At 53.2% G+C, this 13,953-nt stretch carries 9 protein-coding genes; 3 read left to right on the forward strand and 6 right to left on the reverse strand.

Annotation, left to right across the window (positions count from 1 at the left end):
• Nucleotides 1-197: 197 nt before the first annotated feature.
• The 4 genes from JO972_RS04020 to JO972_RS04035 all read right to left on the reverse strand — a co-directional run bounded on the left by JO972_RS04020 (nt 198) and on the right by JO972_RS04035 (nt 3,816).
• Nucleotides 198-1,946, reverse strand: a complete 1,749-nt coding sequence (locus JO972_RS04020; RefSeq protein ID WP_309488712.1) for an aryl-sulfate sulfotransferase — start codon at nt 1,944-1,946, stop codon at nt 198-200.
• 39 nt (nt 1,947-1,985) lie between these two features.
• Entirely contained in the window at nt 1,986-2,936 is a 951-nt protein-coding gene (locus JO972_RS04025; protein ID WP_309488713.1) for an NmrA family NAD(P)-binding protein, read from the reverse strand.
• A 4-nt stretch (nt 2,937-2,940) separates the two neighbouring features.
• Nucleotides 2,941-3,411 (reverse strand): MarR family winged helix-turn-helix transcriptional regulator, encoded by a 471-nt coding sequence (locus JO972_RS04030; RefSeq protein WP_309488714.1) that lies wholly within the window; start codon nt 3,409-3,411, stop codon nt 2,941-2,943.
• A gap of 186 nt (nt 3,412-3,597) precedes the next feature.
• A complete protein-coding gene (locus tag JO972_RS04035; protein WP_309488715.1) occupies nt 3,598-3,816 on the reverse strand; it encodes a hypothetical protein in 219 nt (72 codons plus the stop codon).
• Between the two features lie 524 nt (nt 3,817-4,340).
• Here JO972_RS04035 and JO972_RS04040 point away from each other — a divergent pair.
• On the forward strand, nt 4,341-9,344 hold the full coding sequence (locus JO972_RS04040) for a carbohydrate-binding protein (RefSeq protein WP_309488716.1): 5,004 nt from the start codon (nt 4,341-4,343) through the stop codon (nt 9,342-9,344).
• Between the two features lie 79 nt (nt 9,345-9,423).
• On the opposite strand, the gene JO972_RS04045 is transcribed toward JO972_RS04040, so the two are convergent.
• Complete coding sequence (locus JO972_RS04045; protein WP_309488717.1) at nt 9,424-10,455, reverse strand: Gfo/Idh/MocA family protein; 1,032 nt, start codon at nt 10,453-10,455, stop codon at nt 9,424-9,426.
• Between the two features lie 378 nt (nt 10,456-10,833).
• Here JO972_RS04045 and JO972_RS04050 point away from each other — a divergent pair, with 378 nt between their 5' ends.
• Together JO972_RS04050 and JO972_RS04055 are read left to right on the forward strand one after the other, a co-directional pair.
• Nucleotides 10,834-11,493, forward strand: coding sequence for a nitroreductase family protein (locus JO972_RS04050; RefSeq protein ID WP_309488718.1), 660 nt, complete (start codon nt 10,834-10,836; stop codon nt 11,491-11,493).
• A 382-nt stretch (nt 11,494-11,875) separates the two neighbouring features.
• The gene (locus JO972_RS04055; protein WP_309488719.1) at nt 11,876-12,685 is read left to right on the forward strand and encodes a helix-turn-helix transcriptional regulator; all 810 of its coding nucleotides are present in this window, start codon (nt 11,876-11,878) and stop codon (nt 12,683-12,685) included.
• A gap of 185 nt (nt 12,686-12,870) precedes the next feature.
• On the opposite strand, the gene prfA is transcribed toward JO972_RS04055, so the two are convergent.
• A complete protein-coding gene (prfA, locus tag JO972_RS04060; protein ID WP_309488720.1) occupies nt 12,871-13,944 on the reverse strand; it encodes a peptide chain release factor 1 in 1,074 nt (357 codons plus the stop codon).
• Nucleotides 13,945-13,953 lie beyond the last annotated feature (9 nt).

The raw sequence follows: 13,953 nt of genomic DNA on the forward strand, positions 1-13,953 counted from the left end.
GGAAAGCAGTCAGTCAAAGAAATGACGCATGCGGAAACTGTTAGTAAGTATTATTGAAGCTCCCGTCCGCTCTCCCATCAACACACCGCACCCGCCTCATAAGCTAGCCCAATTTCTGCACGCCATAAGTCGAACGCTTTCATGTTTCCATTGGTGTCTTGAAGCCCATGTCAACGGCGTCTTCACCGGGGGACTCGCTACAGTTTTCCCTTCAGTGCCGGATGGCTGGCTGGGATTTTATAGATGCGGAATATGCGGCCTGGACCTGGGATGTGGAAGTTGAGGACCATTTCGCCTTTGGGGGTGACCTCGAAGATGCGTTTGTTGTAGGAGTTGACGACTAGGGTGTTTCCGTTTGGTAAACGCGATGCGCCGCCCATGAAGGGGCAATACCAAGAGTCGAGTGGATCCGGCTTGTATTGCCAGGTGATTTCGGCCGTGTAGGGTTTGCCGTTTTCGCGTGGATAGGCACGGTCTTTCATAGAGGGGAGTTTTACTTCCAGAATAGATGTGTAGGTGACACCCATGGCGAAGGGACCTTCCTTGCCGGGGATCTTTCCAGCACGGTTGTTGTGTACGGTGAAGTCGCCAGTGTGTGGCAGAGTGTCGTCGTCCATCCAGCGAGCATCGTGTTGGACAGCAAGTATCTTGTCCGCTTTGGTGCCCATGCCGTAGGCGGCTGGATTGCCCCAGCGGTAGATGATTTTTCCAGTCTTTCGATCGATGACGTAAACTTCACCGTAGTTCATCGAGCTGATTAAAATTTGATCGCGGCCAGCGTGGTAGTCGATCGAGTTGAAGTGAACTTGTCGGTTTCCAGCAGGGATGAAGTTGATGTCGAGAAGCTCTGGATGAGCGGCTGGATCGCCATAGTTGGCTAGCTCTTTGTGTTCGTCCTGGATGAGGTGATCTGTGACGTCCCATTCCCAGACGATTTCTGTGCTGCCGTCTTTGAGGTTGGGTTTGATCTCGAGAATTTTTTCAAACCAGCGGATGGCGGTGGCTTTTTTTCCTCCGAGTGCGGCTACTTCTTTGGGCGTTTTTGCTTCGTATGAAATGACGAGGATGTTGCCGTTCGCGAGTGGTTCGATGTCGTGGTGTAATACGTAACTACCTTTCTTGTGGCGTTTGTATTCCCAGAGAACCTTGCCGTCCCAGTCGAGGATTTCGACCATGCCGTGGGCACCTACGCTGAAGTCCTCGATATCTAACCAGTCGGAGGGAGCGACGTTACGGACGAGGTTGCCGTTGGGGAGTAGATAGGCGGCGCTGCCTTCTGGCGAGTAGCGGTCGGTTTTCCACTCGTGGACTTTTTTGCCGTTGGGGTCTAACAGGTAGGTGCCGGTGTTGACCTGCACATCGGATGATGCGCCGGATTCGGTGTAGAGGAAATAGCCTTGGTAGGCACGTGGATCGCTACCCGGGGCGATGACTTTGGAATTACGTGGGTAGTTGATGATGTATTCGAGCATCGGGCCGACGCCTTCTTCAGGATTGGCTTTGGTTTGACCGCCACCGAGGTTGATGCGGTTATCGTAGGCTTCGAATTTGCTGAGGATGCCGTCGGCGTTTCCTTTGGCTGCAAGGCGCTTGAGCTGAGTGGGAGCGTTGGCGATTTCGGCTTTTGAAAGCGCTGTGTCGCCATCGCGATCGAGGACGCGGATGGTGGTTTGCATGCGGAGGTATCCGAAGAACGGACCAGTTCCACCGAGCTCTTCCGGGCTGAGTTTTCCGTCTGAGTTGCTATCGAGTGTGAGTAAAGATGTAGCAGCTTTATCGATTTCGCTGACGGTGACTTGTCCGTCTTTATCGAGATCAAGGGCTTTGAACGTAGGGTAGTCGTGGTTTTTTCCGTAGGGGAATTCCTTGGCACTGACGATGGATGTGAGAGTCAGCGTTAGCAGGGAAACGCCGGCGAGTCGAAGGGATGTGGTTCTAGTTTTCATGGCTGTTTTGGGTTTTGAGTGGCGGTGTGTTAGGGAGATTTAGGTTCCGAAAACGAAGGCTTCGTCGGCGAGCATTTCCGCTGGGGTTTTGTAAACGAAGTCAGGGTAGAGCTCGGCGGCGTTGAGTGTGTTTGGATAGTCGATATTGGTCACTGCGCCGGTGATGTAACAAACGTAGTTGATCTGAGCGCGTTCGAGATCGGTCTCGACACCGGCCTTGGCGGTGACTTCGTCGGTGGCATTTTTCATATCGTCGAGAATGGACTCGCGGCTGACGTGCTTGATGGGAAAGTCTTTGTCGGGCCAACTTTGATCTAACAGTGCGAGCATTTCTCGCTGGCTGAGTCGATTGGTATAGAGCTGGACGGCTTTGCCGGTGGTGCGTGGGTCCAGGATGGCACGAGCGGCAATCACCCCGATGTCATCGATGTGATGGGTTGTCAGCAGCTGATCAAGATCGGCGAAGGTGGTGACCTGGTGGAACAGGCGCAAGTTCGGCAGGCAGTAATCGAAATTGAGGCCTGGGTAGATCAGGGTTTTCTCTAGACCGGCGGCGTCAATGCGCTCGTGCATGTCCTTTTTGGCATCAAATAGCGCACTAATACCGCGTTCTATGCCTAGAGTGTGGCAGCCGAATTCATTGGGAACAAATTTGCGGACACCGGCACGTTTGGCAGCGTTCAGGTAATGCGGGTCAATTGAGGCGAGACTCTCCGGACTGGCCTGAGTGACCATGACCACGGTGTCGCAGCCTTCTAACAAACTCGTCAGGGCATTTTCTTCAGAAGGGTCGGCGCAAAAACCGAGATGGCATCCGACTTTCTCAAGCTCGGCGAGTCTGGCCTGATTGCGCTCGGATGGAGCACGTGAAATGGCGAGCACATCAGCCCCTTCGGAGGCAAGGTTGAGTGTCAAGGGATGACCGAACTGGCCGGTGGCTCCTACTACGGCAACTTTAGTTTTGGTGGTGGATGGGTTATTAGTGATCATGATATTAATTGGTTTTTGTGCCGTTTTTTTTCTTAGCTGGTGAGGCGAGGTTTTTTTGAATTTTCATTAGGCAATCGATCATCACGGCGTAGTCATTGGGGTCGATTCCAGCGGCGGCGCGGGTGCGGATGTCAGCGGCGTGGGGTTCGAGCTTTTTCAGCTCGGCTTTACCTTGCCGAGTGAGGTGAATAGTTACGGCTCGGCCATCGTTCGGGTCACGCTGGCGCTCGATCATGCCTTTGCCGGCGAGGCCGTTGAGTTGTCGGGTCAGAGTTGAAGCATCACGCATCATGAAGTCGTTAAATTCGGAGCCGGGGAGCGGTCGGTCTGCTTCTTTCAGCACCATCAGAATCCAGGCCTCCTCGGGATTCAGCTGAGATTTCGACAGGCGAAGAGCTTCGATGATACGTAGTCGAAACAGGTAATTCGTGCGGCCAATGGCGAAGCCGGGGCTGTCATGTTGGTTGATGATCATTGAGTTTATTAAGTTGTATAGTGCAACTAATACGGTATTTATTGTATTATGCAAATAAAAATCGAGGTGTTGTTAAAGTTCTCAATAGGTCTTCCCATTAACGCACCGCATCAGCCACGTAGGCCAGACCGATTTCTGCTCGCCATAGATCTAACGTAAACGGGGTCAGTCAAAGAAATGAGGCATTCATCTATATGGTAGTTGGGGGACGCGTAGAGTGGCCCAGTGAACGATGTTATCGGCGATGGTTTCGTGAGGTTCGAGCTGGGGGAAATGAGGGACGTTGTTTTCCTCGTAGATGGATGTGAGCTCAGCAAGGGTGGTGAGGTAATCTTCCTGATCCTTGGTGAGCTTGTGCCCGGCGATGAGGTCACTGATTTCTGCTATCCTGTAATTTGGTGGCATTCGTAGCGGGGGCAACGGCAACACCAACTATCGTTGCGGCAACGGTGTTGGTTGAGTTTGCGGCGTTCGTTGGCTCGCATCTTCATTTTCTTAGTGAAGGGAATTTGAGCAAGCTCCTGTGATCTGATGATGAAAAAAGATCATCAAATACCGGCAGATTTGCACTAAATCTGGATAAGGATGTATGGCTGATGATGAAAAAATCGCTCAGCTGAGCGAGGTGGACTTTACGCACCCTTTGATTCAGCACAAAAAAACCGCACTGCGGGTCTATACGCACAGGTCAGTGTCGGATGGGAACTTCACACGATACCTCCGGAAAAGCTGTTCCAGAAGCTAGGCATCAAGGCCTATTCACCCTGAACCTTTCCAGCGAAGCCACAAGGGGGAACCCTGATAGTGCATGCATTCTCAGCTGATGTCAGTGCACACGGATTCAACTGACCCCACACGCCCTCCTCCCCAATTAATTTATGATGTTATCCAAACCCCCTCAGCACTTGATTCGATTTTCAAAGAAGTGCATGACCCTTCTTGTCTCTGCCTCGCTCTCGATGGCGAGCTACGCAGCCACCGTTACATTGTTCGGTGATGTCAACAGTGATTGGGACATCGGGTTGAACTGGGACAGCAATCTCACTCCGGCAGCAGGAGATACCATCTATATGGATCTAGGAACGGTGGATTACAGCACAGGAACCAGCCCCAATTTCAGATCACTCCGTCTATTTGATGATGCCGCCATGACGGTCTCTGGAGGTGAATTCACAGTAACTTCCAGCGCGCAATGGTCAGATTGTCTGATGAATGGAACCTTTGTCCATACCGGTGGCAATGTCATTTTAAACAGACTCGAAATGGGCAGTGCCACGGGCTACAACGGAATCTATCAACTGAACGGTGGTGATCTCGATCTCGCTAGGGAAGTGAACGGCTTTTCCCTCTATCTTGGCACCAACCGCGTCTCAGATGCCGGTGGGACCGCCACGTTTCAAGTGGTCGCTGGATCGATGATCACTCGCCGAGGGGTCAAGCTGGGAGATGCCAGCGTGGCGGGAATTGGCACTTTCGAGGTCATCGGCTCACAGGCCAGTCAGATCGGCATCGGCACCAGTAGCACGGGGAATGGTGGCTGGGAACAACACGCCGGCTCGACACTCAAGGTCAGCATCGATCGCCTCGGGCTGACTCCCATTTTCATCGACGACGCGCAAGGCACGAACAGCACCTACGCGACTTTCGAGAGCGGTGCGCTACTCGACGTCGGTTACTACAATTCCGGAGGTCCTGGCACCTGGACCGTGATGGAAGTCGAGAACGGTGATATCACGGACAACGGCCTGGCCTTCGCTCCCGGCGTGGATACAGGCATCTGGTCTTTTAACGTCGATAACTCAGGCCCCAACGGCCTTTTGACCGTCACCTCAACGGCAGCTGCGCCCACGGCGGGGTTCATCAACTGGACGGGGACAACAAGCAGCGACTGGAACGATGGCTCGAACTGGGACAACAATGCCGGACCTGTCACGGCTGGTGATCATGCCGTTATCAATTCTGGCACGGTCGTTTACACCACGGCATCTGGTCCAAATTTGAGGGCACTGCACCTGCTTGGCGGCACTATGACAATTTCAAGCGGCCTGTTCAAATCGACTTTCGGCACCACTTCGCACAGCTTGGTAGACAGCCCCCTTTACCTCAGTGGAGGAACGGTGGAGATCAACGAAGTGGAGGTGGGAGGTCGATCGACCGGAAATCACGGCTCCATCCATGTCAACGGAGGGGAGTTCATCGTTGCCCGCGGTCTTGGGGGCTACTCCCTCTACCTAGCGGCTGATCACGACAACAACAACGGCGGCACTGGTCTCTTTGAAATTAGCGGAGGATCCCTGCAGACTCGGCACGGGGTGAAACTTGGGCATGCAACTCAGTCCGGCACGGGCACCTTCTCGGTGCTGGGTGCAGGTAGTTCTGAAATCGGCATCGGAGCTCGGACTGGCGATAACGACGGAGGTTGGACACAAAACTCAGGGTCTGTGCTCAAGGTAGGCATCGATGCCAATGGGCTGACCCCTATTTTCCTCCACGATAGCGCTGGCGATACAACGGGAACTTCCGCCACTTTTGAAAGCGGTGCACTGCTCGATGTCAGCTACTACAATAATGGTGGCAACGCAGGCACGTGGACGGTCATGGAAGTCGAAAACGGCGACATCATCGACAACGGTTTGGCTTTTGCTGCAGGAGTGGATACCAGTATCTGGTCTTTCAGTATCGATAACACCGGCGCCAACGGCACCCTTACCGTCACATCGACTGCCACTCCCGCAAACGAAGAGGTCGTCTGGGTTGGCTCCGAAAGTAGCGACTGGGATAATGGTTTAAACTGGGACAACGCTACCGGCCCCTACACGCAGCGCGACCGCGCGATCATCAATTCTGGAAACGTCGTTTACAACGAAGACAATGCGGTAAACTTGAACGCATTATATTTGAATGGCGGCACGTTGACGATTTCAGGTGGGCTATTCAGAGCATACGCACAATCCAACTGGGACAGCCGCGTGGCTAGCTCACTCTACCATGTCGGAGGCACGGCACAGATCAACGAACTTGAGATTGGGAGCTTCCAGGGAGAAACCGGTTTTTATTACCTCTCAGGTGGCGATCTAGAGGTTGTCAGAAGCTTGGGCCAGACGGCATACTCCATCTATCTTGGCGGGAATCACGACTCAAGCGCTGGTGGCACAGGCACCCTTGAGATTAGCAGTGGTTCCCTGCGAACCCGCAGAGGCGTCAAACTCGGACACGAGTCCGAAGCTGGGACAGGCACCTTCACGGTGCTCGGGTCTGCAAGCAGTGAAATCGGCATTGGCTCCCACGGGACTGGCGATGGCTCGTGGACACAGCACGCAGACTCTACGCTTAAGGTGGGAATCGACTCTCAGGGTGTTACCAAGATCTTCATCGACGACGTAGAAGGCACCAATGGAACCTATGCAACCTTCGAGAGCGGCGCGTTACTCGATGTCGACTACTACGACACGGGAGAAAGCGGGGGCACTTGGATTGTCATGGAAGTTGAGAACGGGGATATCACCGACAACGGCCTGGCCTTCGCTCCCGGAGTCGATACCAGCATCTGGTCTTTCAGTGTGGATAACTCAGGCAGCAATGGCGTGTTGCGCGTGACAGCCAATGGCACGCCTTCGGGGCTGATTCTGACTGTAGGCAATACCCGGAAACAGCAGATGCGCTACGGCATTGACTACGAGCGCCTCTGGTTCTGGCAGGGCAGTTCATCTGTCAGAGACAAATTTGCGGCATGGTCGGTCGATGATTGCGATGTCGATTACGTTCGCGTGGCGATCAACTCCAAATATGAACTGACCGAAGGCGTATTGCAGGAAGACGCTTACTGGGACAATGACGACAATGAAGGCGGCAGCACCAATAACGACCGGATCATCCCCATGATGCAGGACATGCAGGCTGCAAATCCAGACATCAAATTCTTCGCCAGCCCACGCCCGTTAGATGAAGCCGTTAACAACGTCGCTTGGCAACCCTACCCTCAGTGGATCACTGGCAGCAGCGGTAGTAATAGCAACTACAGTTTCGACGAGGTCAAATGTTCGGAATATCTACTCCGCTACTTGATTCTGATGAAGCATCACGGGTTCAAGATTTCCTACATGGACTTGACGAACGAGTGGAACTACCTGAATGCTCAAGATGTCAGGGATATTAAAGCCCTTTTCGACGACTATCTGGATGGCACCAAGCCTGTGATCCACCCCGATTATCCTACTGTGACGCTCACTGCCGATGACATCCCCCAATTCGTTGGCCCCTCGGCATGGAGTTACTCTCAGGGGAGATCGTGGATGAGTGGTGTTCAATATGGCAGCTACAGAGAAGCCCTCTCCATTGCATCATGTCACAACACCGACAAAGGAGGATCGGCACAAAGCTTCGCAGACCGAGTCCACGAAATGTATGATGGAAAGTCAGAGCCAGTTCCCGAGATCTGGAATACCGAAGTCCACGGCTGGAAGAGCACCTCTGACGCCGACGAAGTCCTGACATTCGCCTACATGATGGAATGCATCAATGCGGGGTTCTCCGGGCTCAATGGCTGGCTGGCCATCGGCTTCAGTAATCAGGGGCACTGCTACATCGTCAACAACAAGCGTAGCGTTAAATACTACATGTTTAAGAAGCTGACCAACACATCGAACCGAGGCTTTGCCCTGGATGTCAATGAACCTGGTGTGTTCAAGGATTATTGGGACTCTGACCCGGATCAAGCCGATGCAGACTCAGCCGTGTCGGCACTGATTCGTGGCAACTTGATGACGGTCTGGGTTCTCAACCACTCTGACACAGATCATCCGGTGACCATCGTTCCTTCTGGCAGAACAATTAGTGACGAACCGATTAAATTCACGCGCTGGAGTCAGTTCGATGGTTTGCCTGTTGAAGGGGAGACGGGAACGATCGCAACACATACCGACAGCTACGCTTATGTTACCATTCAGGACAATTCAGCCTACTGCTATGAGATTTTATTAGAGCCGGAGTCCGTGCCCTACGCACATATCGAAGCGGAGAACTTTGATGGCAGCAATCCGGCTGCACATAGCACCGAGTCCTGCACAGACGTTGGTGGCGGACTGAATCTATCCAATATCAACGAGGGAAATTGGACTCGCTACGACGACATCGATCTGAGCCATGCCACGGACATCCGCCTACGTATCTCCCGTCCAGAAGGGCGTCCTGATGGCGTCATTGAAATCCGCACCGGCAGCCCAACAGGCCTGCGTATTGGCAAGACAGCAGTTCCAGAAACTGGCGATTGGCAGAATTGGAGCACGATTGAAACACCTCTCGAGCCGACATCCGGGACTCACGATCTTTACCTGGTCTATGTTGAGGCGAAGTCTAACGAGTCAGGCACTGGTGCCATGTTCAATCTGAACTGGTTCGAACTCATACAAACACAAACACCTACATCAATAGCGGAGACTCCTATTAGCGGCACTGAGATTACACTTACATGGAATGCCGTTCCGGGTGCTATTGGCTACACCGTCAAGCGCTCTACGACTCAGGGAGGTTCCTACAGCATCATCGATGACACCATCACAGGAACAACTTATACCGACACCGGTCTGAATCCAGGTAGCACCTATTACTACGTCATTGTTGCCAGGTATGCTGATGGCGAAGAAAGCGATGCGTCTGGCGAAGTCGTCGCCGTGCCCTCCGATCCGCTTGTGATCGAAGACCTCGATTTCCAACTTCCCAGCATGAACTTGGCTGGAGACAATGTAGGTATTCAACTGCTGAATTCAAAACCAGGACACCTCTACCAAGGACAAGAGAAAAAAGATCTTACAATGGGAAATTGGGTCGATATCGGTGATCCGATCCTTGGAAATGGTGGAGTCATCACATTCAACTTCCCTGTTGATCCCTCAGATACCAAATGCTTCTATCGAATTTCTGTTAGTAGGCAGTGACACTGCTTGAGGACCATTTCACCTTTGGGGGTGACTTCGAAGAGGCGCTTGTTGTTGGAAATGCCTACCGTTGCACCCATCAACGCAGCGCATCCGCTTCGTAGGCCAGGCCGATCTCAGCGCGCCATAGATCGAGGGCTTTCATGTTACCGATGGTGTCGTCCAGGCGCATGCCAACGGCGTGTTGGTCGAGCGGGTGGCCACGAAGTTCAGCCGCAAAACTAACAATCTCGTGGGTGTAGAGCGGTGGCGTTGTTTCCGCTTCGATCACCTCCACTTCGTCAATGCCGTCCAGCTGCACCTGAATCTCGTCATTGCAGAACCAAGGTTTCTGGACAGTGATCCGGCCCTTGTCACCGTAGATGGCAGCTTTCATATCCATGTTCATGTTGATGGCACAGCTCAGGCGGGCGAGGATGTCGCCTTCGAAGCGCAGAGTCGCGGTGGTGCACAGATCGATCTTGGATTGACGATCCAGCTGGCCCATGGCGCTCAATTCGAGCGGTTCCGAGAAGAGTCGGCCGACTGCGCGTCCGGCGATCAGACGGGCAAACGACATGGTGTAACACCCGACGTCCAAAATGCCGCCGCCGCCCAGGCTGTTATTGATCAATCGATGCACCGGATCTGGGCTGCTGTTGTAACAAAAATCAGCCTCAATGAAGCGGACTTTTCCGATCACACCGGAGCTTACCAGATCGGCCACTTTCTGGGTCTGGGGATGATGGCGATACATGAAAGCCTCGCGTAGGATGCGGCCGTTGTCCTTGGCCAACTTCTGCGCGAGTTTCGCCTGGCGCAGGTTCATGGTCATCGGCTTTTCGCAGAGCACATGTTTCCCCGCCATCAGACTGCGAGAGATCCACTCGAAGTGCAGTGGGTGAACGGTGGAAATATAAACCGCGTCCACTTCCGGATCCGCCAGCATGTCTGCGTAGTTCCCATAGGCGTGCAGCGCGCCGTGTTGAGCGGCAAAGGCTTTTGCCGAATCCTCATCACGTGCTGCCACCGCATGGATTACATTGTTCTCGGTTTCATTCACCGCGGCTGCAAATTTATGGGCAATATTGCCGCAGGCAAGAAGGCCCCAACGAAGTGTTTGTTTAGTCATCTTGCCCGAGAGTCATCGTTGCATCCTAACTATTCAACCTAACAGTATAAAAGCGAACATGAGAAATAACACTCAGTTGAAACGGTTCTGCGTGGGGGCGTCTTCTTGACCATCTGTGATGGACTGCCAGATAGCTGGTTTTGCAAAGCTGTGCCAAATTACGAGTGAAACAGCAGTGTTCGGCTGTTTGTCAGCCTACTCGGTAAGCTTCCGACGGACGATGACCTGTGATGAGGGCGGGTGTCAAAATGACATCAATTGGGTGATGTGTCATCTGGGCAGGTCGAGACATGTGGTATTAACGATCTAGAAAAATTCTGATGGCACTTGTCGGATGGATTTGATCTGACACGTTCTATTTCTTACCCAATCGAGATCATGGAAAATAGGCAACCTTTGAACTTTGAGCGTCTTCCTGCGGATGAAATGCAGGAGCGGGCGCGGTCGTTTTTTGAACTGATGAAGCCGCGGCGGTCGGTGCGTGATTTCTCTGAGGATCCCATTCCCGACGGGGTGCTCGAACATTGTATTGAGGTGGCTGGCAGGGCTCCGAATGGGGCGAACCAGCAGGCCTGGCATTTTGCCGTGGTGAAAAGTGCCGAGGTAAAGCGGAAGATCCGTGAGGCGGCGGAAGCTGAGGAGAGGGAGTTCTATCAATCACGCGCGCCGCAGGAGTGGCTGGATGCGCTGGATCATCTGGGCACGGATGCGAACAAGCCATTTCTGGAACGTGCCCCCGCTCTGATCGCGGTCTTTCAGAAGTCGCGTGTGGTGGATGAGGAGGGCAAGGAGGGGAAAACGTATTACCCGAAGGAGTCGGTCGGTTTAGCCTGCGGTTTTCTGATCACCGCTCTGCACCATGCCGGACTGGCCAGCCTCACGCACACGCCGAGCCCCATGCATTTCCTCAATCAAGTTTTGCAGCGTCCCGCTTCAGAGAAGCCGTTCCTGTTACTCGTAGTTGGCTATCCGGCGGAGGGCTGCACGGTGCCTGAGATAACTAAGAAATCGTTAGATGAGATCGTCTCGGTTCATTGATCTCGGAAGCTGCAAGATTGATGCAAACGCCCCTTCAGAGGAGATTCAGAAGGATGTGAATTGCTCAACAGTCCTAGGTTTCTAAAATATCGATGGTGGTGCGGTTGGGACTGATTGAGTGAACATGGACTGCCTGTGATGGGCCATCCCTTATAGGAATGAAGTCAGCTGGACGATTGAGTGGTTTGGCTGCATGTGTCTGTTTTTGTGCATAGCATTGGATGCCTATTCGTCAGATGGGCACGCTTCTATAACTATGCTTCGTTGGATTCTGTAAATAGATGAGAGCGAGGTTTTCTAACATATTTTGTGGTCAGGAGATTTTAATGTGTTAGGGGATAAGGAAGTCTAACACTCCCGTCGACCTGCACATGAAACAAACATGGTATTACAAGAACTCACAGAACTGACGCAAGAGGAACAGAACCACCTTCATGATCTTTGGCGTGTGGCCGCTGAGGCACGGCTGACTAATGTGAGGGAAATTTTGCGAAGATACACGGTGATGCTGGCGGACTTATTGGATGCCAAGAATGTCGTGTGGCTGGCAGCCATTCATGGGAAAGCACCGAGTGATGTATTTTCGACCCGGATCTTCGATGGCTGGTGGTGCATGGATTTGATTGATTTTGCACCTGTGTTGGATCTGGCTCACGGCCAATCGGTCTATTTCGAATATGCCAAAAAATACGGACCCGGCGCGGACACGATCAACATTGTCAGGACGGCGGGAAAACATCGGGTGCAACTTCGGCAAGATGTGATCTCGGATGACGAACACGAGCGTTTTTGGAAAACCAAGTGCTACTATGTGCCGATCCTCGGAATTAAGGAGCGCATGCACGCAGTCTACACGGTCACTCCTGAGGTTGAGTCCTATTTTTTAATTGATCGGGCCCCTGATCAGGATCCCTTCAGTGAGCGGGAGCGCGGATTGGCACGCTTGGCTATTTTGGGTTCTGTAAACCTCCATCAGAAGCTGTTACTTGAACGAGGATTGATTCCTCCGGCAAGGGCTCCTTTGTCCCCTAGGGAAATGGAGGCGTTCTCCTTACTGTTCACCGATTTTACCCACAAGGAAATCGCCATGGAGATGAATGTGGAAGTAAGCACAGCGATCCAATACATTAACTCGATCTACCGAAAATTTGGAGTTCGAGGGCGTAATGGGTTGGTGGCAAGTTGTATCTAACCGTTGTTCACAAGATCATCCCAGCCTCAAGCATTGTGGCTTCTTTAAGGTGAAGATAGATCATAGTCCAAGTTAACCTAGACGATGGGAACGCATTGTCATTACCTCATCCGAGTTCTCTGTTTATTCCCTTTTGGGGCATCTGCTGCCCACGCCGACTCTCGTTGTCACGTGGGCTGGCTGGACTACATTCCTGCGTCTTCGAGTTTCTGTGCCATCTCCACTTTTTGCAGCGCCTCGGTGAGTTCGAACAGGTCGCCATCGAAGATGCCGTCCATATTGTGGGTGGTGAAGCCGATGCGGTGATCGGTGATGCGCGATTGGGGGAAGTTGTAGGTGCGGATTTTCTCCGAGCGATCACCGGATCCGATCAATGAGCGGCGCTGAGCGGAGTATTCCTCGGCTTGCTTGCGCTGCTTTTCCTCGAACAGCTTGGCGCGGATAATTTCCAAGGCTTTCTCTTTGTTCTGAGTCTGGGAGCGACCGTCCTGACACTTCACCTGGATGCCGGTGGGAAGGTGGGTAATCTGGACCGCGGAGTCGGTGGTGTTGACGTGCTGACCGCCGGGGCCGCCGGAGCGGGTGGCTTTGATCTCAAGCTCTTCCATTTTCAGTTCCACATCGACGTCTTCGGCCTCGGGCATGACGGCCACGGTGCAGGTGGAGGTGTGAATGCGGCCTTGGGTCTCGGTGGCGGGAACTCGCTGGACGCGGTGCACGCCGGACTCGTATTTCAAGTAACGGAACACCTCTTCCCCGGTGATTTTCATCACAGCTTTGGAGAAGCCACCGGCTTCGGACGGCATGGCATCGATGACTTCGTATTTCCAGCTGCGCTGCTCGGCGTAGCGCTGATACATACGCATCACTTCCCCGGCAAAGATGGCTGCTTCGTCGCCGCCGGCGCCGGAGCGGATTTCTAACAAGGCATCGCGGTCCTCGGCTTCATCACGTGGCAGCAGGGCGTATTGCAGCTGCTCCGAGAGTGTTTCGATCTTTTTTTCCAGTTCGGGGATTTCCATTTCGGCCATCTCAGCCATTTCCGGGTCCTCCTCTTTGGCGAGCTCGCGGTTTTCCTCGAGGTTGGTTTTGGCCGATTCCAGTTCATCCCACATGGCCAGCAGGTCCTTGAGACGAGCGTGTTCACTCATCACGGACTTGCCGCGTTTGGGATCGGAGAAGAGGTCTGGATCGGTGATGAGCTGTTCGACCTCCGCGAAGCGTTCGCGGCGTTGTTCGATGAGAGTGCTGTAGTCCATGGTGGAAGT

The sequence above is a fragment of the Oceaniferula flava genome (genome assembly GCF_016811075.1).
Taxonomy (GTDB): Bacteria; Verrucomicrobiota; Verrucomicrobiia; order Verrucomicrobiales; family Akkermansiaceae; genus Oceaniferula; species Oceaniferula flava.

Coding starts and splice junctions, on each gene's coding strand:
- JO972_RS04020 (WP_309488712.1), bottom strand. CDS start 1,946: ATGAAAACTAGAACCACATCCCTTCGACTCGCCGGCGTTTCCCTGCTA.
- JO972_RS04025 (WP_309488713.1), bottom strand. CDS start 2,936: ATGATCACTAATAACCCATCCACCACCAAAACTAAAGTTGCCGTAGTA.
- JO972_RS04030 (WP_309488714.1), bottom strand. CDS start 3,411: ATGATCATCAACCAACATGACAGCCCCGGCTTCGCCATTGGCCGCACG.
- JO972_RS04035 (WP_309488715.1), bottom strand. CDS start 3,816: ATGCCACCAAATTACAGGATAGCAGAAATCAGTGACCTCATCGCCGGG.
- JO972_RS04040 (WP_309488716.1), top strand. CDS start 4,341: ATGACCCTTCTTGTCTCTGCCTCGCTCTCGATGGCGAGCTACGCAGCC.
- JO972_RS04045 (WP_309488717.1), bottom strand. CDS start 10,455: ATGACTAAACAAACACTTCGTTGGGGCCTTCTTGCCTGCGGCAATATT.
- JO972_RS04050 (WP_309488718.1), top strand. CDS start 10,834: ATGGAAAATAGGCAACCTTTGAACTTTGAGCGTCTTCCTGCGGATGAA.
- JO972_RS04055 (WP_309488719.1), top strand. CDS start 11,876: ATGGTATTACAAGAACTCACAGAACTGACGCAAGAGGAACAGAACCAC.
- prfA (WP_309488720.1), bottom strand. CDS start 13,944: ATGGACTACAGCACTCTCATCGAACAACGCCGCGAACGCTTCGCGGAG.